Genomic DNA, 24505 nt, shown 5'->3' on the forward strand with positions numbered 1-24505 from the left:
ACGGTCCGCTGGGCATCATCCGGGGCTCAGCGCCGACCCGAACCGCGCCCATTCAGGGTCGGGCGCGACCCAGGACAGACGGCGAAGAAGGATAGAGCGGTGAAGGCATGCCTCAGGTGCGGGTGGAACGCGACGTCCGATGGTGAGATGCGAGGGCACCCCGAGATAGGCGGCTCGTCGAGCTAGAGCACCCGTTAGGCCTCCGTGTGAACCGGTCGCCGCCTCTGCTACTGCTCCCAATCAGAGCACTGCTCGCACTCGTGCCGAGCAGACCGCTGCCGGCACTTCAAAACTACGCAGCGGACGGTGGAGCTACTGGAAGTGCGAGCTGCGCTTGCGCGAGGCGCCCAGTGTTGCTCTTCGCCGCTTCCAACGCCGCGGACGCGGCCAGCACTGCTACTTCGTCCATCTGCTCCCGCTCGAGGCTCTGCTGCGCTTCTGCGGCGGCGATAGCGCGACGTTCCGCCGCAACCGTGGAGTTTATCGCCGCCTGCCGAATTGTCATTGCCAACTGCCGGACCTTCTGTCCGTCGTTGGGATCGCACGTGACAAGCACGGCGAATTGGTTCGGTGATTCCACGAGCAGGTAAAGCTCACGCGTGTCGTGCACTTTGGACTTCTTTGCGATGCCACCCAGCAGCATCCCTGCGGGCCCGAGGAGGAGGCCGCCCGCGGCGATGCGAGTGAGGGTAGACCGACTCGATGTTGCGAGTCCGCCCGCGGTATCGGCGACTGCGGTGACATTGGGATTTAACGGGAACGTCCCCTGGCTCGTTGTGATGACACGTTCGGTGACGGTGACAGCACCGTCCTTTCCGCGATAGCTCCCGAGCGTCCGATTCCCCATAGCTACAGCTGCAGACACCATGGCAGTTGCTTGCTTGATGCGCCGGTCACGGGCTTTCAACTCGGCGGCGAGGTTCCGTTCCGCGGCGCGTACAGCGAGGTCATATTCGTCTTGCGCGTCATGGAGCTCCCGCTCCGCTGGTGACATCGCATTGAGCTTCTGTTGCTTCCGCCGGCGCACGAGCACGAACGCCGCGACAGCGGCGGCGAGCAAGAAAAGAACGATGAGTGCGACCATCTTGTGTTCCTACCGATCTTCGATTCCGGGTTCAGCCAGATAACCACACATTACTGAGGTTGAGTCATGGATTGGCTCCCCCTTTTGGGGGAACTTTTTCGCTTTATCGGCACACGCATTTGGCGCTGCGAATCGCACGGTACATCGGAGCGATGCCCGGGCCGGTGTCGGCGGTCCTGGACGCCGCTTCGGGCTGCGGAACCCGCACAGGTGCGCTACTGTGCGATGGAATTCGCAACCATCATCCGCGTCGGTGCCTCCATCACGAGCGGCCGGGGGACCACATGATCATTCATCGCAGCAAGCTAGGGCGCCCGATCGTTGGATTGGTGATCGCCCTGATCGCGGCGCTATTCGCCACCTCGGCTGGTTCTTCGCCGGCTCAAGCCACCGTCACCGCGACGATTAGCGGCACCGTGCTCACGTCTGCGGGAGTGGTGTCATCCGCGGGAGAACAGGTTCTTGCGTTCCAGCAGACCGACGATCCCTCTCAAGCCCCGGCTCCCCTCTACGGATCGATTGGAGCGGACGGAACCTACACAATCACGGGGCTGGCAGCTGGCTTCTACGAACTCCAGGCCCCGTCGCGGACTTCGGGCTTCTCGGACACCGGCATCCAATACGCCATGGTAACTGTGGCTGCTGGCGCCAGCGTTACCGTCAACTTTGTCGTGGACCACGTGTCCGCGCTCGTCGCTAACGTGACCTGCGGCGATTGCGCGGCAGCCGCCCAGTTGAAGATTTCGGCGGAATGGCTCCAACCGGACGGGCAATGGCAGTCAGCCGCGCTCCCTCAATCGCTCAGCGGGATAGGCGGCACGACGACCTTCCAGGATCTGTGGCGAAGCACCTACAGGGTTGTCGCCACCGGACCTTCCGGAGTCATCGGCGTGTCCGAGCCGGTGACGTTGATGGCCGGGCAGGACTCACAGGTCTCCTTGACCGTCGCGCTCCCCACATCCACCCGGGTGTTCGGTTCCGATCGCTACAGCACCGGCACAGCCGTCTCGTCACTCACCCTCGACGGAAGGCCTGTCTACCCAACGGGCGTGAACGTAGCGTTCCTCGCTGATGGGCAGAACTTTCCAGACGCGCTCGCCGCGGCGCCCGCGGCCGCTCACCTCGGTGGACCACTGCTACTCACCGAGCCCAACTCGCTCCCAGGGTTGGTGGCTTCGGAGTTGCAACGTCTGGCTCCAAAAACGATCGTCATCGTCGGCGGGAGTGTTTCGGTGTCGCCAACCGTCGCTGCTCAAGCGCTAGCGGCCTCCCCAGCGTCGACGGAGATCCGACTCGCGGGAGCGGACAGGTTCGGGACCTCACGTGCCATCGCTGACTTCGCCTATCCCAGCGGCGCCAGCAACGCTGTCGTCGCAACCGGGAACAACTTCCCCGACGCACTTTCTGCGGGCGGCGCGGCCGCATGGCTACGAGCCCCGATCCTGCTCGTGAACGGGTCCGAAGGGACCCTCGACGCGCAAACCAAGGCGGAGATCGACAAGCTGGGCTCGAAGGTGATCTACATAGCGGGTGGGACGAACACGGTGTCCGCCGGAATCGAACAGGACATCAGCAACGATCTTGAGGCCAAAGCGACGCCGAGGACAGGCTGGGATCAGCCGGTACGGTTGGCGGGTTCCGACCGTTATGACACGTCGGTGCAAGCCAACGAATGGGTCGACCTTCCGGAGGAGCCAAGTAACAGCACCGCAGTCTTCGCGCTCGGCACAAATTTTCCGGACGGCCTGGTGGCCGGGGCGCTCGCGGGCACCCTTGGAGCGCCCGTATACATCACGCCCGGTGACTGCGTGCCTCCTGGCACTCTCACCGCGCTCGGCCAGCACGACGTGCAACGTGTGATTATCATCGGCGGTCCCGCAGCTCTGTCGGCCGATGTCGAGGCCCTCACGCCCTGCCCATAGTGGCCGACCTTCGGGACTGAGCCGGCCGTGAAGCGAGAGCTTTGCCCGGATCAACCCGATGACCGTCTTCGCCGTACTCGGCGTTGAGTTTCGCGTGCCGCGGTCACTGTTCGTCCGGGGCTAACCGGTGGAACTGCTAGAGATTCCGGACCTATCCCATGACCTGATTACCTGTTGCGCTATGAAGATCAGGTGGGGAAGGGGACTGCTGCCGCGGGGGAGTACGCTGCGCCTGTGTGCAACATCCGGCGCGGCGTGCACCAATGCAACGCACATAATCAGGCTCGTCGCAAACGAGGGTGTAGCCGGGGCGTGCGTGGCGGTGTGTTGCGCCCCGGCTTTATCGGAGGCTCGCGGTGACCCGTTCGCTGTTGCGATCCGGGGTTCGGTGTGAATGGTAGTGCTGCTGTTCGTGTTCGATGGGTGGGATCATTCCGATCGCTGAGTGCAGGCGTCGATGGTTGAACCAGTCGATGTACTCGGCGACGGCGAACTCGAGGTCCTCGATCGATCTCCAAGGGCCGCGGTGACGGACGAGTTCGGCTTTGAAGAGCGAGTTGAACGCCTCGGCGAGGGCGTTGTCGTAGCTATCGCCGCGGGAGCCCACAGACGCGACCGCGCCGGCTTCGGCGAGTCGTTCGGTGTAGCGGATCGCGCGGTATTGGACTCCTCGGTCGCTGTGATGGGTGAGCCCGGTGGTGTCGTGGCCGTCGTGTTCCCGGGTCCAGATGCCCATTTCTAGGGCGTCGAGGGCGAGATCGGTGCGCAGGTTGGTGGAGAGCTGCCAGCCCACCACCCGTCGAGAAAATACGTCGGTCACGAACGCCGCGTAGACCCAGCCGGCGAAGGTGCGGATGTAGGTGATGTCCGCGACCCAGAGCTGGTCGGGGCGTGTTGCGGTGAACGCGCGCTCAACCAGATCCAGGGGCAGCTCGGCAGGATCACCTGCGACCGTTGTGCGCGGGCCGCGGGCTCGAGTGACTCCGCGCAGCCCGTCGCGACGCATCAGCCGTTCGACGGTGCACCGTGCGAGCGTGTGCCCCTCGCGGCGCAGCTGAGCGTGCACCTTTCGGGACCCGTAGACGCCGAGATTCTCAGCATGGACCCGGCGGATCTGGGTCAACGCGCGCTCATCGCTGAGCGCCCGCGCGGACGGCGGGGCGGTCTTCGCGGCGTAATACGTCGACGGGGCGATCGGCAGTTCCTCGCAGATCGGCTCGACCCCGAACGCATCCTTGTGCGCGTCGATGTAATCAACCATCAGCTGTGTGGGCGGTCGAGCTCCGCCGCGAAGAAAGCCGACGCGCTCCGAAGAATCGCATTCGCCCGACGCAACTCGCGGACCTCGCGTTCAAGGTTCGCAATGTGTTCCGCGTCGTCGCTGGAGCGGCCCGGCCGCAAACCGCCATCGACCTCGGCTCGCTGAACCCAGCCGCGAAGCGTGTCCGACGGGATCCCGAGCTGCTGCCCGACCCGAGTGCACGCGCCACGACGGCCACCATCCTCATCACGCGCGGCCAGAACCAGCCGCACAGCCCGCTCTTTCAACTCAGGCGGATACTTCCTCAACTTCGGCATGCCCCTCATCCTTTCGGGATATCAGGAGCCTCCACCAGACCCGGGGCGCAACACGTAACAGAATCCTGCCCAGGTGCGCACATAGCTGAAGTCCGCCACCCAGCGCAGGTTCGGCGCGGGCGCCGTGAAGTCACGATCCAGCAGGTCCGGCGCCCGGGTCGCGTTCGTATCCGGGATCGTGGTGCGCACGCCCCGACCCCGGGTGCGCCCGCGCATGCCCAACTCCCGCATCAACCGATCCACCCGCCGGGCCGAGACGGCCAGGCCGCGGCGACGCAGCAGCGCCGTCATCTTCCGTCTCCCATACATGCTCTCCGGGGTCCCCACCGTTTCCAGCAGCGCGTCGATGACCAGCGCATCGGCGTGGTCCCGGTCGCTGGCGCCGGCATGCTTCCAGGCCCGATATGTCCGCGCGGCGACCCGCACGCCCTGCGATCGCAGAACGTCGCAGACCGACCCGACCGCGGGGCCCTTCATCCGCTGCTCCTCGATGAACGCGAGGATCAACGGCGTCGGGGGTCGAGTTCCCCGGCGAAGAAAACCGCCGCGTCCTTCAGGATCGCGTTCGCCTCACGCAGCTCACGGTTCTCCCGCTCGAGCCGGCGGATCCGCTCGGACTCGGACGAGGTCACCCCGACCCGGTCACCGGCATCGACCTGCGCCTGACGCACCCACCGACGCAGCGACTCCGCGCCGATGCCCAACCGTGACGAGACCGTCTCGCATGCGGCCGTCAGGTTCGGATACTCATCCAAATGATCCAGAACCAGCCGCGTCGCCCGCTGCTTGGTCTCCTCCGGAATCTTCTTCGGCATGATCTCTATCTTCCTTCCACGCTCGAAAGGAAGCGGCATCAAACCGGGGACGGTTCAGAACGATTCGGCGCGCCCAAAAGCGCGTCGAAATCCATCCCGCTCAACCAAACCGACCGAACACGCAGCAGCTGAGCCGCCCCGACCGCCAGCCACACTGAAAAAGTGAAGGCCCGCCGTCCATCGACAGCGGGCCTTCACTTTTGCGGAGAGTTCTTAAGACAGTTGTTAACACGCCCCTGCGGTCGGGCTGACAGGATTTGAACCTGCGACCCCTTGACCCCCAGTCAAGTGCGCTACCAAGCTGCGCCACAGCCCGAGAGCCCGGGGGCTCTGGTGCCGCTCGACCAGAGCGACCAAGCAAGCATACCGGACCCGCGCCTCCAGGTCGGACGCTCAGTGAGAACCGATCTACCGCCCCGGGCGGCGCTCACGTGACGGCTTGGGGTACGCAGCACGCATGTGCTTCGTGTGGAGGAAGCCGGCGATCACGAGCATCAGCCCGGCGAAGATGATCTGCTCGGCGATCATCCACATCGGGTAGAGCCCGGGAATTGATGCGAGGACGAGCGTCACTGCGGGGAAGATCACGCTGAACAGCTGGAGCCTCGAAAACGCCCACCAGTAGCCGAGTTGCGCCCGCCACGCGAACACATAGAGCGAGAGCGTGATGAGGAGCACCACCGTGGCCCGCAGCCATACCGCGAGCGGCACGGCGACTCCGGACCTGGCAAGCACGATAGCGACGACGAGCGCTGCGATACCGACGAGTGTCTCGATCGCGAGGAATACGCGAACCCAACGGAAGATCCTCGCGGTCGACGGGTGCTGTCGCATCTCTTCTTCGATGCGATACCGCCAATGCCTGCCACCCGCGAGCATGTCGATGCGCAGCACCCGGAAGAGTCGATCGGCCAGCGCCGACACCCCGGTCGGTTCGCTTCGATGCAACACGTCCGCCACGGGTGCGCGGCCCCTTCCACGATTCAGGCTCCTGCCCACCCATCATCGCGCATGCGATGCGCCGCAACCGTCACGTCGCCTGGGAGGCCAGGTTGCGGAACGCGGGTACTGAGCCAGTCTGTGCTGCGCTCACTCCCAGCCCCCGCCGCACGGCGACTTAGCGCTTCCGGCGCTCCCGCACCCGCATGTTCACGACGATGGGGCTTCCTTCGAAGCCCCACACCTCGCGGAGTCGTCGGGTGATGAATCGCCGGTACTGCGGGTCGAGGAACCCGGTCGTGAAGAGCACGAATGTCGGCGGCCGGTTGGCGGCCTGGGTGCCGAACAGGATGCGCGGCTGCTTGCCACCGCGCACGGGGTGCGGGTGCTCCTGCGTGAGTTCCGCGATGAACGCGTTGACCTTGCCGGTCGGGATACGGGTGTCCCACGACTCGAGAGCGGTCTCGAGCGCGGGCACGAGCCGGTCGAGGTGTCGGCCGGTGCGCGCGGAGATGTTGACCCGCGGCGCCCACGCGACGTGTGCGAGGTCTTGCTCGATCTCTCGCTCCAGGTACCGACGACGGTCGTCGTCGAGCATGTCCCACTTGTTGAACGCGAGCACGAGCGCGCGACCCGACTCGAGGACGAGGTCGATGATCCGGAGGTCTTGGGTCGAGATCGTCTCCGTCACGTCGAGAATCACCACGGCGACCTCGGCCTTCTCAAGCGCGGCGGTCGTGCGCAGGGATGCATAGAAGTCGGCGCCCTGCTGCAGATGCACGCGCTTCCGGATACCGGCGGTGTCGACGAACCGCCAGATCTTGCCGCCGAGCTCCACCTGCTCATCCACCGGATCGCGAGTGGTCCCGGCGAGATCGTTGACGACGACCCGCTCCTCCCCCGCGGCCTTGTTGAGCAGCGATGATTTGCCGACGTTCGGGCGGCCGAGAATGGCGACTCTCCGCGGGCCCCCGACCTCTTGCTTGGCCACCGCGGACTCGTCGGGCAGCGTCGCGATGACGACGTCGAGGAGGTCCGCGACACCCCGGCCGTGCAGCGCAGACACCGGATGCGGCTCACCGAGACCGAGGTTCCACAGCTCGGACGCGTCGAGGTCACGACGCTCGTCATCCGCCTTGTTGGCGACGACGATCACAGGGCGCTTCGACGAGCGCAGCATGCGAACGACGTATTCATCCGTCGCCGTGATACCGACGGTCACATCGACGACGAACAGCACTGCGTCGGCGAGGTCGACGGCGACCTCCGCCTGCGCTGCAACAGACGCGTTGATGCCCTTCGCGTCCGGCTCCCAGCCGCCAGTGTCGACGACGGTGAACCACTTGTTGTTCCACTCCGCCTTGTAGGACACGCGGTCGCGGGTGACGCCGGGGACATCCTGCACGACGGCCTCCCGGCGGCCGAGGATCCGGTTCACCAGGGCGGACTTGCCAACGTTCGGGCGCCCGACGATCGCGAGCACGGGCAGCGCCGGCAGGTAGTGGTAGCCGTCCTCGCCCTCGATGCCGGCGTCGAGCAGGGAGAGGTCTTCGTCCTCCAGCTCGTAGTCGCGCAGGCCCGCGCGCAGTGCGGTCGCCCGCTGCTCGGCCTCGACGTCGTCGATCGCGTCGAGCCGCTCCGCAAGCCGCGAGTCGTACTCGGGGAATTCGTCGTCGCTGTCGTTCCAGTTGCCCTGTTGCGCCATGATGCCGTCCTTGCGTGCGGGCCGATGCTGCGTCAGTTCGCGGCGCGGGCCAGATCAACCACCGCTTGCACGGTCTGATCGAAGTCGAGATGAGTGGAGTCGAGGGTTGTCACGCCCTCTGCGGCGTTCATGAAGTCCACGACCTTCGAATCCGCGCGATCGCGGCGAGCGAGGGCCTCTGCGCTTTCGCGCGCGGAATCCGGGGTGTGCTCCGCGGAGCGCCGAGCCATTCTAACGGACTCGTCCGCGGTCAGCAGGATCCGCACCTCTGCATCGGGGGCGACGACGGTCGTGATGTCACGTCCTTCCGTCACGATGCCGGGCGCATCGGTGTTCCGCATGATTGTGCGGAACAGCTGCACGAGCCGCGCGCGAACCTCAGGCAGTTTGGCGATGTGAGCAACCGCGGCAGTCACCTCCGGGGTGCGGATCGCCTCCGTCACGTCGACGCCGGCGACGCGCACGAAGTAGTCGTCCGGGTCGGTCCCGATCTCGTAGTGGAACGTGTCCCAGCTCGACAGCACCGCTGCGGGGTCGTCGAGGTCGTCATGGTCCTGCAGCGCATGCCACGCGAGCGCGCGGTACGCGGCTCCGGTGTCCTGGTACGCAAAGCCGAGCGCTCGCGCCGCTGCTCGAGATACCGACGATTTGCCGCTCCCTGCCGGTCCGTCGACCGCGATGACGAACTTCGCAACGTAGGCGCCGTCCGGCATGCCCGCGGGCAGCGGCGACCGCGTGAACCCTGGCTCCCCGCCACCCTGGCCGTCATCGCCACCGGTCAGGTCGCCGCCCGGTGCGAGCGGCCCCTGCTGGCCCGCCGGCGTCGGGAGGCCCGTGTCCGGTCCGTCCGGCCCTCCGGTGACGCCGGACTGCGCGTCCGCCGCATCGTGGATGCGCTGGTCGTATCCCCCGGCGCGCTCGTTCATGGCAGCGTCGCTGCCGGCAGTCTGATCGGTCATGCGGGATGCGCCTCCAGAGGTGTGGTGCGGGCATTGGGATCCGGGATCGGAGGGCTCACGCCCATGCCGCCGCGATCCTCCAGCCTGCGGACTCGAGTTCGTCGACCAGGCGCTGCTCGGCTTCCGGAACCACCGAAACTTCGACGATACCGATCTGCGCGCCGGGCGAGTGCTCCAGTCGGAGGTCTTCCAGGTTGATGCCGAGTTCGCCGATGAAGGTGAGGAGCGCCGCGATCTGTCCCGGCCTGTCGTCGATGAGGACGACCACCTGGCTGAAGCGGCGTGTCGTGCCGTGTTTCCCCGGCAGTCGCTCGACCCCGAGATTACCGGCGGTCATCGCCTCAGCCACCGCGCGACGCGAACCGGGCGCAGACGGTTCGGCGAGCGCCTCGATGAGGGTATCCAGCTCGGCGCGAAGCGACTCGAGCACTGGTCGCACGTTGTGCGCGTTGGCTCCGATGATCTGCACCCACAAGGCTGGGTCGCTGCTCGCCACCCGTGTGACGTCGCGGACGCCGCCGCCGGCGAGACCGAGGGCGCCCTCCGGCGCATCACGCAACCGTGAGCCCATGAGCGTTGAGACGAGCTGCGGCGCATGCGACACGAATGCGACCGCGCGATCGTGCGTTTCCGGGTCCATCGGCACGACGGTCGCCCCGAGGTCCAGCGCAAGATCCTCGACGCAGGCGGCGTCCTGGTAGCGCACGGCGTCATGCCGGGCGATCACCCACGGTCGGCCGGTGAACAGGTCGGCCCGCGCCGCGATCGGTCCGCTGCGTTCCCGTCCGGCCATCGGGTGCGAGCCGACGTACCGCGTGATGTCGGCGCCCTGGCGCTGCAGTTCGGTCAGGAGGCCCGACTTCACGCTCGCAACGTCGGTCACGATCGCGCGTGGGAACGCAACGAGCTCACGCGCGACGACCTCCGCGGTCACGTCCGGCGGCACGGCGACGACGACGAGCTGCGGATTGTCGTCCGGTTGCGCTGCGCGGCCCGCACCGTAGTCGACGGCGAGCGCGAGGGCTGCCGGTGATGCATCGGCGAGGATGACGTCGACGCCACGTTCCCGGAGCCCGAGCCCGATCGACGCGCCGAGAAGGCCAGCGCCGACCACCCGGACCGGGCCGGGGAGGCGGCGGTCTGGTGCGGAGTTCGGGTCGGTCACGCGGCAAGCCTAGCGAGCGAGCCCAGTGATCCGGGCGCCGCAGGACGCGGTGTGCAGTGCATGCCGAGGACCTGTGGATAGGTGCGCCGTGGACTACTCGGACTGCTCCGCCGACCGCCTCCCGGGCGGCGATGTGGCCCCCCGCGCGATCGTGAGCAGCGCGCCGAGTTCCTGCCGGGTGAGCTCGCGCATCTGCCCGACGCCGAGGGATCCGAGGTGCACGGGCCCGAACGACCGCCGCACCAGCTCCTGCACCGGGTGACCGACCGCGTCGAGCATCCGACGCACGATCCGGTTCCGCCCCGAATGCAGCGTCACCTCAACGAGCGACGATCCTCGCCCGGTCTCGAGCAGCCGCACCTTGTCGGCGGCGATGGGCCCGTCCTCCAGATCCACACCGTCGAGCAGGCGCTGCACGGTCGCCGGCGTGACGGCGCCGCGCACCTTCGCCACATAGGTCTTGGTCACGCCGAACGAGGGATGCGCCAGCACGTGCGCCAGCGCCCCGTCGTTCGTGAGGATCAGCAACCCGGAGGTCTCCCCATCGAGCCGGCCGACGTTGAACAGACGTTCCGCGAACGCGTCCGTGAACTGCGACAGGTCGGGGCGCCCCTGCTCGTCGCGCATGCTCGACACGACTCCCCTGGGCTTGTTGAGGACCACGTATCGGCGCGACTGATCCAGTTGCACGGCGACACCGTCGACCGCGATCTCGTCGGAGTCGGGGTCGACGCGGCGCCCCAGTTCGTCGGCGATCTCGCCGTTGACGGTGACGCGCCCCTCGACGATGAGATGCTCGGCCACACGTCTGCTCGCCACGCCCGCCGCCGCGAGCACCTTCTGCAGTCGCTCACCCTGCGGCTCGGCCGGGAGGCTCCCCCCAGCACCCGACGTCACGTCACGGTCGTCCCACTCCGGGATGTGCGGACGTTCGGGAGTGCCCTCCACAGGGCGGCCGTGGCCGTCCCGCTCCCCCTCACGACGATCGACCGTGGGGCGACCCTCGGGCCTGCCCCGGCGATCCGTGGCCGGTCGTCCGGCGCGAGCGCCGCGGTCGGTCGCAGGCCTTCCAGATGCCCCCAGCCGACGGTCTCCCGTCTCGTCTGCGTGCTGATTGGAGCGGCGATCACGGACGTTTCGAGCGTCAGCAGTCCCGCCGACGTACCGGCGGCCGTTGAATCGCACGGTGCTCCCCTGGCTACCGCGCCCTCCGGTGTCGGCACGACCTCCGCGGTCCGACCGGTCGCCACGGTCCCCGGGCCCACCGCGCCCACCGCGCCCACCGCGATCGCCGCGCCCGCTGCGGTCGCCGCGTCCGCCGCGCCCACTGCGTTCGCCGCGTCCACCGCCGTTGCCGTAGCCGCGCCGCCTATCACGGTCGCGATCGTTCTCGTCACGCTCGACCATCGCCGAATCCTTCCGAGCCGTCTTCGAGGAGCGGCGAGATCAGCGGCAACTCGTCGACCGAGTTGATGCCGAGCTGCTGCAGCAAGAGGTCCGTTGTCACGTAGTTGATCGCGCCGGTCTCGGCATCGGTGAACGATTCCGCGATGAGTCCTCGTGCGACGAGCGTTCGAACCACGCCGTCAACGTTCACCGCACGGATCGATGCGATCTGCGAGCGGGTGATGGGCTGCTTGTATGCGACGACCGCGAGCGTCTCGAGCGCGGCTTGGGAAAGCCGCGCCGGTCGCTCCGCCTCGACGAACTGCTCAACCACCGGGTCGAGGTCCGCGCGAACGTAGAAGCGCCAGCCGCCACCGACCTCGCGCAACTCGAATCCTCGCCGGATCCCCCCGTCCTCACCGTCGAAGTCGGCGACGAGCCGCTCGATCGCCTGACGGACGGCCGGCACCGGGGCACCGACAGCGGCCGCCAGCATCACCAGACTCAGCGGCTGATCCGCGATCATGAGGATCGCTTCCAACTGCCGATCAATGGGGATGGTCGCGCGAGCGGCGGCTGCCTCCCGGGCGGCGACCACAGCCTCCTGGCCGTCGCCCATCTCCGCGTCGTGCGCGGCGTCGATCTCGTCGGCGCCACCCGGCTCCGCAGTCGCGTTGCCGCCCCCGTGCCCAGCACCTGCACCGGCTCCGCCACGACCACCAGCACCCGCCCCGGCACGACCGCCAGCACCAACGCCGCGCGCTTCATCCGTCATAGTCGGCTCCCAGGTTGGCGAGACTCTCGTCGGACCACGCGTCTGCGGTCCAGCGGAGGATGAGTTCTCCGAGTGGCTCGTCCTGCTCGAAACTGATCGACGCGTTCCGGTACAGCTCGAGGATGGCGAGGAATCGAGCCACCACGATACCCGTCACGTCGACCCCGGCGACCAGTTCGCGGAACGGCACATCCGGCGTTCCCGCTTCGGCGCGGGTGCGGAGGATCGACACCACGATCGCGGCCTGCTCACGGATGCTGATCAGCGGCGCATGCAGATGATCGAGTCCGACCGTCGGGATCGCCTTCGGCGCGAGCGCAAGTGCGGCGAGCGCCGCGAAGTCCTGCACCGACAGCGTCCACACCAGCTCAGGCGTCCGGGCGCGGAACCGCTCCTCGAGCCGAACGTTGCGGACGTGCCGCTGCGCCTCGGTCGCCCACTGCGCTCCGAACCACGACGCGGCCTGTTTGAACGCGCGGTATTGCAGGAGGCGCGCGAACAGCAGATCCCGTGCCTCCAGCAGCGCGACGTCCTCGGCATCGACGAGCTCGCCCTGCGGCAGCAGCCCCGCAACCTTCAGGTCGAGCAACGTCGCGGCGACGACGAGGAACTCGCTCGCCTCGTCGAGTTCGTCGACGGATTCGGCATCGCGCACGTAGGCGATGAATTCCCCCGTCACCTCACCGAGCGCAACCTCGGTGATGTCGAGCTCACGCTTCGTGATGAGGGAGAGCAACAGGTCGAACGGCCCGTCGAAATTGCGGAGCCGCACACGGAAGCCAGCCGGCGGCACGGCCTCCTGCGGATCGCCAACCGCCTCCGCACCTCGGAGGCTCGACTCGCCTCCGTCAGGCGACGGCACCACGCGCGACCAGCTCGCGGGCGAGCTGCCGGTATGCAGCAGCGGCCGGGTGGTCCGGCGCGGTCTCCGTGATCGGACGGGCGGACACGGTCGCGTCGGGGAACTTCACCGTGCGGCCGATGACCGTGTCGAGCACGTCGTCCTGGAACGTGTCGACGACGCGCTCCATGACCTCCCGCGAGTGCAGGGTCCGCGAGTCGTACATCGTCGCGAGGATCCCGTCCAGCTGCAGCGCCGGGTTCAGCCGGTCGCGCACCTTGTCGATCGTCTCGATGAGGAGCGCGACACCACGCAGCGCGAAGAACTCGCACTCCAGCGGGATCAGCACGCCGTGCGCGGCGGTGAGCGCGTTGACGGTGAGCAGCCCGAGCGAGGGCTGGCAGTCGACGAGGATCACGTCGTAGTCCGCGGACACCTTCCGCAGCACCCCGGCGAGGATCTGCTCCCGCGCGACCTCGTTGACCAGGTGCACCTCTGCCGCGGAAAGGTCGATGTTCGCCGGCATCACATCGAGGTTCGGCGTCGCCGTGCTCTGAATGATCTGCTTCGGGTCCTTGATCGACCCCATCAGCAGGTCGTACACCGTGGGCGCGTCGTGCGTGCGCACGCCGAGACCCGCCGACAGCGCTCCCTGCGGGTCGAAGTCGATCGCGAGCACCCGCCGCCCGTACTCGGCGAGCGCGGCCCCGAGGTTGATCGACGTCGTCGTCTTCCCGACGCCGCCCTTCTGGTTGCAGAGCGTGATGATGCGAGCCGGGCCGTGCCCGTCGAGGGCAACCGGCACCGGGAAGTCGCGCACGGGCCGCCCGGTCGGACCGACGGTCGCAGGGGCGGAAGATTTCGTGCTCACCCCGTCATCGTACCGAGCGCACCGACACCGGCCGGGAGGCGCGGGGCGCGTCCGTCACACCCCTCGCGCCCGCGGATGCGCGGTCTGGTACACGTCGCGCAGCATGTCGGCGGTCACCATCGTGTAGATCTGCGTGGTCGCGACGGACGCGTGCCCGAGGAGTTCCTGCACCACGCGGACATCCGCGCCGCCTTCGAGCAGATGCGTCGCGAAGGAGTGCCGAAACGTGTGCGGTGACACGTGCGCAGTGAGATTCGCCCGCTCCGCGGCTGCCTGGATCACGAGCCAGGCGCTCTGCCGCGACATCGGGGCACCCCGGGGGCCAAGGAACAGCGCATGGGAGCCGATCCCTCGCGCCGCGAAGATCGGCCGCGCCCGAACGAGGTACGCGTCGATCGCGGCGTGTGCGTAGCTGCCGATGGGGACGATGCGCTGCTTGTCGCCCTTACCGGTGACGCGGACCACCGTGATGTCGTCGTCCGTCGTGTCGGCATCGATGATGTCGTCGACGCTGAGTCCGATCGCCTCGGAGATGCGCGCGCCGGTCGCGTAGAGGAGTTCCAGCAGGGCGCGGTCGCGCAACCGCACCGGGTCGTCGCCGTCGACGGCGCTGAGGAGCGCCTCCATCTGCGGGATGCTGATCGCCTTCGGCAAGCGCATCGGCGCCTTCGGCGGCGAGACCGACACTGCCGGATCAGCCTGCAGCACGCCCTCTGCGGTCAGGAACGCGGTGAACGATCGCACGGAGCTGAGCATGCGAGCGATCGAGCGCGGCGCGAGCGGCCCCTCCGGCCGGGTTGCGAGATGTTCGACGAATCCGCTGATATCGGCGCGGGCAACGCTCCCGATGTCGTCGAGCGCCTCGCGCCCGCCAGTGCGCCCCGCGGCCGCTTCGGCGACGGGCGCCGAAGCGGCCAGCCATTCGCGGAACACCGCGAGATCCCGGCGGTATGCGGCGAGCGTGTGCTGCGAGAGCCCCCGCTCGATCGTGACGTGCCGCAGGTAGGTGTCCACCGCCGCGTCGAACGTGGTCACGCGCACACGCTCGTGGGTCAGCGTTCGGCCGTGCGCCGGTCAGCCGCATCCGCGGCGAGCACCGACAGCATCAGGATCGAATTCGTGAGCTCGCCGTTCAGCGCCGCCTCGATGAGCTCATCGCGTGCCACCCAGCGCTGCACGATGTCCGCTTCTTCCAGCTCGCGGTCGAACGCGGCGTCCGTCGCCCGGAGTCCGCGGGCTCGGAACACGTGCAGCATCTCGTTGTTGCCGCCCGGGGAGGTGTGGAACTGCAGCAGCGGATCCCACTGCTCAGCGATGAGGTCAACCTCCTCGGCCAGCTCGCGCTGCGCTGCGACCAGCGGCGATTCGCCCTCCTGGTCGAGGAGACCTGCCGGCAACTCCCAGTCTCGCTTGCGGATCGGGTGCCGGTACTGCTGGATCACGAGAACGCGGCCGTCCTCGTCTTCCGCGAGCACAGCGGTCGCGCCGGTGTGCGCGACGTATTCCCGGACCATCTCGGAGCCGTTGTAGTCGACGCGGTCCCGACGGACATCCCACACGGCGCCCGTGAAGACGACCTCGGACTCGATGATGGGCGGGTTCGCGGGCTCGTCAGCGATCGTCATGCATCCATCCTGCCCGCGCTCGGACGGACCCGGCCACAGCCTCCCCGTCGGCCCGCGACCGTCAGCGCGCCGCAGCCTCCGCAGCGGCCCGCGTGGCTCAGCCGGCCACAGCCTCCCCGTCGGCTCGCCTGCGTCAGCCGGCCACAGCCTCCACGTCGGCTGCATCGACAGCCGTCTCGCTGGTGGTGTCCTCCCCGTCCACTTCGAACAGGCGGGACGCCTCCGCTCGATCGATCGCGGCGGCGACAAGGCCCGCGAACAGCGGGTGCGCGTGGTTCGGGCGAGAGCGCAGTTCCGGGTGCGCCTGCGTGCCGATGTAGAACGGGTGCGTACCGCGGTCGAGTTCGACGTACTCCACAAGGGTGCCGTCGGGTGAGGTGCCGGAGAACACCAGGCCAGCGTCGGCAATCTGCTCCCGGTAGTGGTTGTTCACCTCGTAGCGGTGACGATGCCGCTCGGACGCCTCCGTCGCGCCGTAGAGATCGGCGGCGAGCGAGCCTTCGAGCAGGTGCGCCGGGTAGAGGCCGAGCCGCATGGTGCCCCCGAGCTCGCCTGCGGCGATGATGTCGACCTGCTCCGCCATCGTGGCGATCACCGGGGTCGGGGTGTCCGGATCGAACTCGGACGACGACGCCTCGTGCAGCCCGGCCACGTGCCGTGCGAATTCGATCACCATGCATTGGAGGCCCAGGCACAGTCCCAGCGTCGGGATCCCGTTCTCGCGAGCGAACCGAAGCGCTCCGAGCTTGCCCTCGATGCCCCGAACGCCGAACCCGCCGGGCACGCACATGCCGTCGACGTCGGAAAGCTGCTTCGCGGCGCCCTCCGGGGTGGTGCAGTCGTCGGACACGACCCACTTCAGGAGGACCTTGGTGTTGTGGGCGAAACCGCCGGCGCGGAGCGCCTCGGTCACGGAGAGGTAGGCGTCGGGCAGGTCGATGTATTTGCCGACGAGCGCGATCGTGACCTCGCGCTTGGGCTCGTGCACGGCACGAAGCACTTCGTTCCAGCTTGACCAGTCCACGTCGTGCGCAGTGAGACCGAGCGCGTCGATGATGTAGGCGTCGAGGCCCTGGTTGTGCAGCATCGTCGGGATGTCGTAGATCGAGGGGACGTCGACCGCGTTGACGACGGCGCGCTCGTCGACGTCACACATCAGCGCGATCTTGCGCTTGTTCGCGTCCGAGACCGGGCGGTCGCTGCGGAGCACCAGCGCGTCGGGCTGAATACCGATCGAGCGGAGCGCGGCGACGGAGTGCTGGGTCGGCTTGGTCTTCTGTTCCCCAGACGCATTCATGAACGGGACGAGCGACACGTGCACGAAGAACACGTTCGCCCGGCCGAGCTCGTGGCGGACCTGCCGGGCGGACTCGATGAACGGCTGCGACTCGATGTCGCCGACGGTGCCCCCGACCTCAGTGATGATCACGTCCGGCTGCGGTTCGTTCGACGCCTGCTCGCGCATGCGGCGCTTGATCTCGTCGGTGATGTGCGGGATCACCTGCACGGTGTCGCCGAGGTACTCGCCGCGACGCTCTTTCGCGATCACCGTCGAATAGACCTGGCCTGTCGTGACGTTGGCCGCCTGGGACAGGTTGATGTCGAGGAAGCGCTCGTAGTGGCCGATGTCGAGGTCGGTCTCGGCGCCGTCGTCGGTGACGAACACCTCGCCGTGCTGGAACGGGTTCATCGTGCCCGGGTCGACGTTGAGGTACGGGTCGAGCTTCTGCATGACGACGCGGAGCCCGCGGGCGGTGAGCAGATTGCCGAGGCTGGCGGCGGTCAGGCCTTTGCCGAGAGACGAGACGACCCCGCCGGTGACGAAGATGTGCTTCGTGACCTTCGGGGTCGGGTTGGTCTGGGTGCCGCTGCTGAGAGTGTCCGCCACGGGCTTCCATCCTATGCGAGCCGGAGCCTCTGTCGCGACCGGCGCGCTTCTCGCGCGTGTCAAGCGTGCGCCGGGCTTCTTGCGCCCGAGCGCTGCTCGCCCAGGTCAGGCGTGCGCGAGCTCGAGCAACTCTTTGGCGTGTTCGATTCCGGATTCGCTTTCGGTGAGTCCGGAGAGCAGGCGCGCCATCTCCTCGACCCGTTCGGCGCCGGTGAGCCGTTGCACGCTCGACGCGGTCACGGCACCGGAGGCGTCCTTCACAACGCGGAGGTGGTTCGTTGCAAACGCCGCGACTTGCGCGAGATGCGTGACCACGATGACCTGCGTGGTCTTCGCGAGCTCCGCAAGGCGACGACCGATCTCAATGGCGGCCGCGCCTCCGACGCCGGCGTCGACCTCGTCGAAGACGAACGTCGGCACGGGCGCCGTACCCGCCATCACCACTTCGATGGCGAGCATCACCCGTGAGAGTTCCCCACCCGAAGCACCTTTGGCGATCGGTCGAGGGTCGGAGCCGGCGTGGGGCTGGAGCAGGATCGACACCTGATCGCGCCCGTCGTGCCGATACTCGCCCGCGTCGTCCACACGCACCACGAGCTCCGCGCCCGCCATCGCAAGATTCGCGAGCTCGTCGGTGACTCGGCGCGCGAGCGTCGCGGCGGCGTCACGTCGAGCCGTCGTCAGTGCATCCGCTGCTTCGGCGAGCTCCCGTTCGTCGTCGACGGCTGCTGTCTCGAGTGCGGCGATTCGATCGTCGTCGCCATCGAGTTCGAGCAGCCGGTCGGACGCCTCCGCGGCGAACGCGAGGAGCTCATCGACCGATGCGACGCCGTGCTTCCGAACGGCCGCGGTGAGCGCGGCGCGCCGCTCATTGACGAGTTCGAGATCGTGGCCGCCGTCGGAGTCCAACGATCCGAGGTAGCGCGAGACCGCCGCGGACGCTTCGGCGGCAGCGAATCCGAGTTCGGCAAGTTGATCGATCACCGGAGTGAGTTGCGGGTCCGCACCGGCGACGCGTTCGAGCGCGCGTCGTGCCGCTTCGATCAGACCGACGACGTCCTGGGTGTCGCCCACGGATTCGCTCGACAACGCCTCGTGCGCGAGGCCCGCGGCGAGCCGAAGCTCCTCGAGGTTGCCGAGACGTTCGGCGCGCTCCGCGAGCGCGGTGTCTTCGCCAGGCGCTGGGGCGAGCTGTTCGATCTCGTCGACTGCTGTCCGGAGGCGCGCAGCCTCCTGGAGCCGCGCCTCCCGGTCGCCAGTGAGGCGCGCGAGCAGCGCCGCGTGCTCCTGCCAGCGCGTGAACACGTCGCGATACACAGTCAGCGCGCGCGTCACCGCCGCACCGCCGTACGCGTCGAGCGCTGCGCGCTGCGCCGCGGCTGCCGTGAGTCGGATCTGATCGGATTGGCCGTGCACGGCGACGAGCGCATCGGCGAGGTCGCCGAGCACGGCGACCGGAGCGCTGCGGCCGCCGACGGTCGCCCGGCTGCGCCCTTCCGCGGACACCGTCCGGGTGAGGATGAGGTCGCCGTCTTCCACGGCGCCTCCCGCGTCTTCGACCCGTTCGACGACGGACGCGGCTGCCGCAGGGTCGGCGGGGAGGCGCCACCGGCCTTCGACCACGGCCGTCGGCTTGCCGCGGCGCACGGCCCCGGGGTCTGCGCGGGCGCCGAGCAGCAGCCCCAGCGCCGTCACGATCATGGTCTTGCCCGCGCCGGTCTCGCCGGTGACGACGGTGAACCCGGGTCCGAGTTCGAGGGTCGCATCACCGATGACGCCGAGGTCTTGGATCCGGATCTCCTCGATCATCGGAATTCATCGTCCTCATGGTGCCGCCCCCGCCACCCCTGCGTGGGGAGTTGGAACTTCGCGACGAGCCGATCGGTGAAGGGACCGTTCTTGAGCCGTGCCAGCCGGACCGGCTCCGGTGATCGTTTCACCTCGACCCGCGCCCCGGGAGGCAGATCGTGCGTCCGTCGGCCGTCGCACCAGAGGACTCCGACGCCGCTGGTGCGTCGGAGGACCTCGACCGCGAGGACGCAGTCGGGTCCGACGACGATGGGCCGCGAGAACAGCGCGTGGGCGCTCAGCGGTACAGCAAGCATCGCGTCCACGTCAGGCCAAACTACGGGGCCGCCGCCGGAGAACGAATATGCGGTGGACCCGGTCGGGGTGGACATCACGACGCCGTCGCATCCGAATGACGAGAGCGGCCGGCCGTCGACTTCGATGACGACTTCGAGCATGCGCTCCCGCGACGCTTTCTCGACCGTGGCTTCGTTCAGCGCCCACGATGACCAGACGGTCTCTTCGCCGACGACGACGTCGACCTGCAGGGTGACGCGTTCCTCGACCCGATAGCTCCGCTTGAGGACGCGCTGGACCGTTTCGGTGAGGCCGTCGCGCTCACTCTCGGCGAGGAAGCCGACATGGCCGAGGTTCACGCCGACAACGGGTGCCGTGGTCCCGCGGACGAGCTCGGCGGCGCGGAGGATCGTGCCGTCGCCGCCGAGCACGATGACGATCTCGAGTTGGGCCGGCTGGACATCGACGCCGAGAATGTGGACGGCTCCGACGTTCGCTTCTGCGCGCCGGATGTCCGCATATTCGTCGAACGGCATGACCGGGGTGAGTCCCGCGCTGTGCAGGATGTCGCAGACTTCGAGTGCCGCGCCGATCGAGTCACTGCGACCGGTGTGGGACACGAGCAGAATGTGCCGCTCGTCGTTCATCCGGCGCCTCCTGTCAGCTGTGTCACTCGGTCGATCCATTCTGTCGGATTGCGCCCGTGCGACCGCCGCAGATGCACAAGATATTCGCGGTTGCCGTGGGTTCCGACGACGGGCGATTCGATGACGCCGTCCGTGCCGAAGCCGAGGTCCCATGCTGCCCAAAGAACGTTCATGACCGAGTCGTGCCGGAGGTCCGCGTTATGGACGATCCCTTCACGAACACCACTGCGCCCGACCTCGAACTGTGGTTTGACGAGCAGCACCATCGTGTCGGCCGGTGTGCATGCGGCGAGCGCTGGAAGCACGAGTCGCAAGCTGATGAACGAGAGGTCTCCGACGATCAGCGACGTGCGGCATGCCGCGCTGTCGATCGCGTCGAAGTCGACAGGAGTCAGGGTGCGGACATTGCATCCTTCGACGGCGACGACGCGTCGATCTGCTCGTATCTGCGGGTCCAATTGGCCGTGGCCGACGTCGAGCGCGAGCACTCGGTCTGCTCCACGGGCGAGGAGCACCTGCGTGAATCCGCCGGTGGACGCACCGACATCGAGTACGACACGGCCATTCGGGTCGACGGCGAATGCATCGAGCGCCGCGATGAGCTTGCCTGCGGCGCGCGACACCCACTCGGACTCGACCTCGACGGCGAGGGAGGCCGTGTCATCGACGAGCGTGGAGGCCTTCACCACGGGTCGCCCGTTCACGGTGACGCGACCGTCTTGCACGAGCCGCGCCGCTGCGGTCCGCGACCGCACGAGTCCGCGCGCTGCGAGCAGCGTGTCGAGCCGCGTTTCAGGCACCCGCCGCGTCGCCGTTCTCGAGGCGGTCCCGGAGGGCATCGTGAAGCGCCGCGAATCCTGCGACATGCTGATCGAGCGGAAGCGCCTCGACCGACGCGACAGAGTCCGCGATCGTCGATTCCTGGGCGGCGCTGTCGCTCTCAGCTCCGCTGGTGGCGTCGTGGACATCCTCGACGCTGTCGGCCCCCTCCTGCATGGCGGTCACGCTACTCGCCCGCGTAGAGCTGAGGGTCCACGTCGAGGCCGTAGATCGCGAGGCCCGAGTCCCAGATCGCGACCGCCCCTGCGCGCAGGAGGTTGAGGAAATCACCGCCGGCTTCCTCGACGCGGACGATGTGTTGCCGCATCCGAACGACGGCGCCGCCGATCCGAACGACTCGGGTCCCGTCGGCAAGTGTGGTGCGCTCGACCGCTGGATACGGTTCGCTGAGACCACGGAGGTCGCGAAGCACGTAGGTCGGCCGGGAGCGCTCGTCAGCCGCCAGGACCTGCTTCGGCTGGTCGATTCCGGTGAGTACGAGCGCGCTGTCGATCCCGGCCGCATTCGCGCCCTTGATATCGGTGTCCAGACGGTCGCCGATGAACAGCCGACGGTCGCCGCCGAATCGCTCCACGGCCGTGTCGAAAATGGCCCGCTCCGGCTTGCCCGCGACAACGGGCATCCGGCCGACCGCGTTATGCACGGCCGCGACGAGCGTTCCGTTCCCGGGAGCGATTCCACGTTCGACCGGGATCGACCAGTCCATGTTGGTGGCGACCCAGGGAATGTCGGACGCGAGCGCGAACGATGCCTCTGCGAGCTGCTTCCAGCCGATCTCCGGCGAGAAGCCTTGAATGACAGCGGCAGGCCCGGCATCCGCAGAGTCAGTGACGCGGAACCCAGCGTCTTCGACGATAGTCGTGAGCCCGACCCCGCCGACGACGAGCACGGTCGCGCCATGGGGAACGAGATCTGCCAGGAGGCGCACCCCTGCCTGCGAGCTCGTCACCACGTCGTCCGCGCCGACGGTGAGCCCATACCCGCTGAGATGTGCCGCGACGTCTTCGGGGCGCCGGGAAGCGTTGTTCGTGATGTAACCGACGCGTGCACCATCTGCTGCAGCGGTGAGGGCTTCCACGGCGTGCGGGATCGCGTTGCGGCCGCGGTAGACGACGCCATCCAGATCGGCGAGGAGAACGTCGACGCCCTCGAGCGGGGCTCGAGGTTCCCGCTGGTCAGTCTGCAGCTGATCCGTCGACGTCGGTCGGGTTGTCGTCGTCGATGGCATAGCTGTCGCCGGCGTCGGACTCGTCGAACCCGCCTGGCTCGTCCGACTCTTCGACTGTTTCCTCGACCACATCAATCGTCTCCCATGCATCGTCATCGGCGGCTTCCGCGAGCGCAGCAGTCGCTGCGTCGACGCGGGCCCACCATTCGTCCGCCTCGTCCTGCCGACCGAGCTCTTCGAGGGTTGCCGCGTAAGCACTGTAGAGCCCGGGCGACCAGGGGTAGGCCGTCGTGGGATCCAGCTGTGGAATCTCAAGCTCCCCGAGCGCAGCTTGGGGATCACCGAGGTCGAGGCGCGCGCCGGACATCGCGATGGCCAATTCGACCTGTACGGCCTGTTCGAGGTCGGCCCGGTCCACCGAACGTCCGAGCTCGAGGGCCCGCTCGGGCCGTCCGAGGCCGCGCTCGCAGTCGACCATCATCGGGATCTGGTCGTTGCGACCGGAGATCCGACGGTACGTTCGCAGTTCTCGGAGCGCCGCCGCGTAATCGCCATTGCGATACGCGGTGATGGCGAGCGTCTCACGGACGACTGCGACCCTCCCCGCGCGCCGCCCGGCGCTCAGCGCATGTTGATGCGCACGTTCGGGATCGTCGTCGATGAACAGCGCCGCGGCCACGAGGTGACGCGCAACCCAATCCGCGTTGTCTTTGCTCAGCGTCTTCAATTCCGCACGAGCGCCCCGGTCGAGGTCGCGGGTTTGGATGGTCTCGGGAATCTCTGGATCGTCGTGACGAGGACGAACCGAGCGCGTCCCAAAGGGGTCGCGGTCGACGTACTCGTCCCGCGCGCCTTCGCCGAAGCGCGCCCCAGGGCGACGGGATCCGTCTCCGAACCGACGGCGGCCGCCGTCGTCGGAGCCACTGATTCGGCCCCTACCGCCACTGGACGAATCACCGAATCGACCTCGACCGGTCTCAGAGGACGTACCAAACCGCCCGCGGTCCTGCTGGCCTGGCCTCGACCCGTATGGTCGCTGCGGACGCTCTCCGTCACGTCGATCAGATCGAGACCGGCCGCTGCTACCGCCGCCGTGCGTGGGAGCGCCCGGTTCATGACGGTTCCACTGCGGCCGCTGCTCGTCACGATCTCGCGAGGAACCACTGTCTTTGCGCCAACCGTTCCCGTCGCGGCGGTCGGGCCCGTGGCGGTCGCCCTCGCGACGGTTGGAACGCGACCAGTCACCGTCACGCCGGTCTGGACGCGATCGGTCAGCGCCTCGACGGTCGGGACGGGACCGATCACCGTCGCGGCCGTCTGTTGAGTATCGGCCATCGTCGCGGCGGCTGCCTCCGCGGAACCCGCCACCGCGCTCCACGCCGCGGTATTGGTCACCGAATCGACGCGAGCCGCGGGCATCTCCTGAACTCGTTCCGCCCTGGTGACCGCCCGGCCGTTCCGGCCTATCGAAGCGACGCTCCGCCCCATCTCCCGAGCGATCGTTCCCGCCCTGCTGCCGATAGCCTCGACCTTCGCCCGACCGCGGTGTCCGGCCATGGTCGTCTGTGCTCCGACGTTCGAACTCTCGTGGACCGCTGGACCATCGGCCGGATTGGGAGGATCGATCTCCCCGTGCGCGGAAGTCGCCGCGTCCCGCTGCTCGGTCGCGTCCCGCCGAATCGGACCGGCGGTCGCCACTGCCTGAAGCATCCGGGCGACTGTTACCGTCGCGCGATCCGTAGGAGCGTCCGCCCGCGCCGCGTGGATCGCGACGCTCGTCGCCTCCGCGGTGCCAACGAGCGGCACCATGGCCACGCTGAGAGCCGCCCCCGCTGCCGCTTCGGTCACGGCCGGAGCCGGTGTTCTGACGGTCGCCTGATCGTCGCCCATCTCCATGTCCGTAGCCCTGAGAACCGCTCTGCCCCGACTCCTGACCGTTCCGGCCGCGATCGTCGCGATCGTTCGAATCGCTGTCATGTGCGTTGGACACGGAGGCTCCTTGATCATTGTTGGCCGCTATGGCCGGCGTCGCTGTTCAGTTGGGGTTCACGCGGCACATGTCCGCATGTCCCGGTATGGTCCGCTCGAGGCGGGTTGACTGCGCTGGTCGATCGTACTCAACAGCCGCGCCGAGGACACCTAACGAGGACTTCGCACGGGGCCCGCCGGGAGCGGGGCTGACTCGCAATGGCGGCGATCTGGGCATGAAAAA

General features: G+C 68.0%; 22 protein-coding genes, 1 tRNA gene, 2 pseudogenes and 1 other annotated feature. Of the genes and pseudogenes, 1 reads left to right on the forward strand and 24 read right to left on the reverse strand.

All coding sequences use genetic code 11. The features are described 5' to 3' along the window. Positions 1–292: 292 nt before the first annotated feature. Complete coding sequence (locus CAM01S_RS10940; RefSeq protein WP_066521067.1) at positions 293–1084, reverse strand: hypothetical protein; 792 nt, start codon at positions 1082–1084, stop codon at positions 293–295. 284 nt (positions 1085–1368) lie between these two features. Between CAM01S_RS10940 and CAM01S_RS10945 the strand changes: the two genes are divergently transcribed. Further along, a complete protein-coding gene (locus tag CAM01S_RS10945; RefSeq protein ID WP_066521069.1) occupies positions 1369–3006 on the forward strand; it encodes a cell wall-binding repeat-containing protein in 1638 nt (545 codons plus the stop codon). A gap of 340 nt (positions 3007–3346) precedes the next feature. On the opposite strand, the gene CAM01S_RS10950 is transcribed toward CAM01S_RS10945, so the two are convergent. From CAM01S_RS10950 to CAM01S_RS14850, 23 genes and pseudogenes are all read right to left on the reverse strand, one after another. After that, a protein-coding gene (locus CAM01S_RS10950; RefSeq protein ID WP_373277704.1) for an IS3 family transposase occupies positions 3347–4584 on the reverse strand; the annotation gives its coding sequence in 2 pieces (ribosomal slippage) (positions 3347–4305 and positions 4305–4584; 1239 coding nt in all). Next, positions 4193–4306: a sequence feature (AL1L pseudoknot), on the reverse strand. (Overlaps the previous gene by 114 nt.) A gap of 51 nt (positions 4585–4635) precedes the next feature. Continuing rightward, positions 4636–4773, reverse strand: a pseudogene (locus tag CAM01S_RS15340) (IS3-like element ISPfr13 family transposase); the annotation flags it as partial. Positions 4774–4788: 15 nt separating this feature from the next. Further along, positions 4789–5061 (reverse strand): annotated as a pseudogene (locus CAM01S_RS15345) (IS3 family transposase); the annotation flags it as partial. A gap of 26 nt (positions 5062–5087) precedes the next feature. Then, positions 5088–5399 (reverse strand): transposase, encoded by a 312-nt coding sequence (locus CAM01S_RS10965; RefSeq protein WP_066521078.1) that lies wholly within the window; start codon positions 5397–5399, stop codon positions 5088–5090. Between the two features lie 242 nt (positions 5400–5641). Then, positions 5642–5715, reverse strand: a tRNA-Pro gene (locus CAM01S_RS10970). A 92-nt stretch (positions 5716–5807) separates the two neighbouring features. Continuing rightward, positions 5808–6359: a hypothetical protein gene (locus CAM01S_RS10975; protein ID WP_245631614.1), complete on the reverse strand. Its 552-nt coding sequence runs from the start codon at positions 6357–6359 to the stop codon at positions 5808–5810. Positions 6360–6516: 157 nt separating this feature from the next. Beyond that, complete coding sequence (gene der / locus CAM01S_RS10980) at positions 6517–8043, reverse strand: ribosome biogenesis GTPase Der (protein WP_066521080.1); 1527 nt, start codon at positions 8041–8043, stop codon at positions 6517–6519. A 32-nt stretch (positions 8044–8075) separates the two neighbouring features. Continuing rightward, positions 8076–8756, reverse strand: a complete 681-nt coding sequence (cmk, locus tag CAM01S_RS10985) for a (d)CMP kinase (protein WP_066521284.1) — start codon at positions 8754–8756, stop codon at positions 8076–8078. 301 nt (positions 8757–9057) lie between these two features. Continuing rightward, the gene (locus tag CAM01S_RS10990; protein ID WP_066521083.1) at positions 9058–10167 is read right to left on the reverse strand and encodes a prephenate dehydrogenase; all 1110 of its coding nucleotides are present in this window, start codon (positions 10165–10167) and stop codon (positions 9058–9060) included. A gap of 93 nt (positions 10168–10260) precedes the next feature. Continuing rightward, positions 10261–11064, reverse strand: a complete 804-nt coding sequence (locus CAM01S_RS15130; protein ID WP_066521090.1) for a pseudouridine synthase — start codon at positions 11062–11064, stop codon at positions 10261–10263. Between the two features lie 496 nt (positions 11065–11560). After that, the gene (gene scpB, locus CAM01S_RS11005) at positions 11561–12172 is read right to left on the reverse strand and encodes an SMC-Scp complex subunit ScpB (protein ID WP_281176702.1); all 612 of its coding nucleotides are present in this window, start codon (positions 12170–12172) and stop codon (positions 11561–11563) included. 145 nt (positions 12173–12317) lie between these two features. Further along, positions 12318–13193 (reverse strand): segregation and condensation protein A, encoded by an 876-nt coding sequence (locus CAM01S_RS11010; RefSeq protein WP_066521096.1) that lies wholly within the window; start codon positions 13191–13193, stop codon positions 12318–12320. Further along, positions 13177–14040, reverse strand: coding sequence for a ParA family protein (locus CAM01S_RS11015; protein WP_066521099.1), 864 nt, complete (start codon positions 14038–14040; stop codon positions 13177–13179). Before CAM01S_RS11015 ends, CAM01S_RS11010 begins: the two co-directional genes overlap by 17 nt. A gap of 54 nt (positions 14041–14094) precedes the next feature. Then, positions 14095–15075, reverse strand: coding sequence for a site-specific tyrosine recombinase XerD (locus CAM01S_RS11020; RefSeq protein ID WP_066521296.1), 981 nt, complete (start codon positions 15073–15075; stop codon positions 14095–14097). A gap of 17 nt (positions 15076–15092) precedes the next feature. Then, positions 15093–15665, reverse strand: coding sequence for an NUDIX domain-containing protein (locus tag CAM01S_RS11025; RefSeq protein WP_066521102.1), 573 nt, complete (start codon positions 15663–15665; stop codon positions 15093–15095). Positions 15666–15798: 133 nt separating this feature from the next. Continuing rightward, entirely contained in the window at positions 15799–17553 is a 1755-nt protein-coding gene (gene pyrG, locus CAM01S_RS11030) for a CTP synthase (protein WP_066521104.1), read from the reverse strand. 105 nt (positions 17554–17658) lie between these two features. After that, on the reverse strand, positions 17659–19362 hold the full coding sequence (gene recN, locus CAM01S_RS11035; protein ID WP_066521107.1) for a DNA repair protein RecN: 1704 nt from the start codon (positions 19360–19362) through the stop codon (positions 17659–17661). After that, a complete protein-coding gene (locus CAM01S_RS11040) occupies positions 19359–20285 on the reverse strand; it encodes an NAD kinase (RefSeq protein WP_066521117.1) in 927 nt (308 codons plus the stop codon). Before CAM01S_RS11040 ends, recN begins: the two co-directional genes overlap by 4 nt. After that, positions 20282–21124 (reverse strand): TlyA family RNA methyltransferase, encoded by an 843-nt coding sequence (locus tag CAM01S_RS11045; protein WP_066521119.1) that lies wholly within the window; start codon positions 21122–21124, stop codon positions 20282–20284. The genes CAM01S_RS11040 and CAM01S_RS11045 overlap by 4 nt, the downstream gene beginning before the upstream one ends. Next, positions 21078–21281 carry a hypothetical protein gene (locus CAM01S_RS11050; RefSeq protein WP_157071529.1) on the reverse strand — a complete coding sequence of 68 codons (204 nt, stop codon included), beginning with the start codon at positions 21279–21281 and terminating at the stop codon, positions 21078–21080. Before CAM01S_RS11050 ends, CAM01S_RS11045 begins: the two co-directional genes overlap by 47 nt. A gap of 10 nt (positions 21282–21291) precedes the next feature. Continuing rightward, positions 21292–22353 carry an HAD-IIA family hydrolase gene (locus CAM01S_RS11055; RefSeq protein ID WP_083527957.1) on the reverse strand — a complete coding sequence of 354 codons (1062 nt, stop codon included), beginning with the start codon at positions 22351–22353 and terminating at the stop codon, positions 21292–21294. After that, entirely contained in the window at positions 22301–23020 is a 720-nt protein-coding gene (locus tag CAM01S_RS11060; protein WP_245631616.1) for a hypothetical protein, read from the reverse strand. The genes CAM01S_RS11055 and CAM01S_RS11060 overlap by 53 nt, the downstream gene beginning before the upstream one ends. Beyond that, on the reverse strand, positions 23017–24183 hold the full coding sequence (locus CAM01S_RS14850; protein ID WP_169795855.1) for a hypothetical protein: 1167 nt from the start codon (positions 24181–24183) through the stop codon (positions 23017–23019). The genes CAM01S_RS11060 and CAM01S_RS14850 overlap by 4 nt, the downstream gene beginning before the upstream one ends. Between the last annotated feature and the right edge of the window lie 322 nt (positions 24184–24505).

The organism is Curtobacterium ammoniigenes NBRC 101786 (assembly GCF_001571045.1).
Lineage (GTDB): Bacteria > Actinomycetota > Actinomycetes > Actinomycetales > Microbacteriaceae > Curtobacterium > Curtobacterium ammoniigenes.

Coding starts and splice junctions, on each gene's coding strand:
- CAM01S_RS10940 (WP_066521067.1), bottom strand. CDS start 1,084: ATGGTCGCACTCATCGTTCTTTTCTTGCTCGCCGCCGCTGTCGCGGCG.
- CAM01S_RS10945 (WP_066521069.1), top strand. CDS start 1,369: ATGATCATTCATCGCAGCAAGCTAGGGCGCCCGATCGTTGGATTGGTG.
- CAM01S_RS10965 (WP_066521078.1), bottom strand. CDS start 5,399: ATGCCGAAGAAGATTCCGGAGGAGACCAAGCAGCGGGCGACGCGGCTG.
- der (WP_066521080.1), bottom strand. CDS start 8,043: ATGGCGCAACAGGGCAACTGGAACGACAGCGACGACGAATTCCCCGAG.
- cmk (WP_066521284.1), bottom strand. CDS start 8,756: ATGCCGGACGGCGCCTACGTTGCGAAGTTCGTCATCGCGGTCGACGGA.
- scpB (WP_281176702.1), bottom strand. CDS start 12,172: ATGGGCGACGGCCAGGAGGCTGTGGTCGCCGCCCGGGAGGCAGCCGCC.
- CAM01S_RS11025 (WP_066521102.1), bottom strand. CDS start 15,665: ATGACGATCGCTGACGAGCCCGCGAACCCGCCCATCATCGAGTCCGAG.
- recN (WP_066521107.1), bottom strand. CDS start 19,362: ATGATCGAGGAGATCCGGATCCAAGACCTCGGCGTCATCGGTGATGCG.
- CAM01S_RS11040 (WP_066521117.1), bottom strand. CDS start 20,285: ATGAACGACGAGCGGCACATTCTGCTCGTGTCCCACACCGGTCGCAGT.
- CAM01S_RS11045 (WP_066521119.1), bottom strand. CDS start 21,124: ATGCCCTCCGGGACCGCCTCGAGAACGGCGACGCGGCGGGTGCCTGAA.
- CAM01S_RS11050 (WP_157071529.1), bottom strand. CDS start 21,281: ATGCAGGAGGGGGCCGACAGCGTCGAGGATGTCCACGACGCCACCAGC.
- CAM01S_RS11055 (WP_083527957.1), bottom strand. CDS start 22,353: ATGCCATCGACGACGACAACCCGACCGACGTCGACGGATCAGCTGCAG.
- CAM01S_RS14850 (WP_169795855.1), bottom strand. CDS start 24,183: ATGGGCGACGATCAGGCGACCGTCAGAACACCGGCTCCGGCCGTGACC.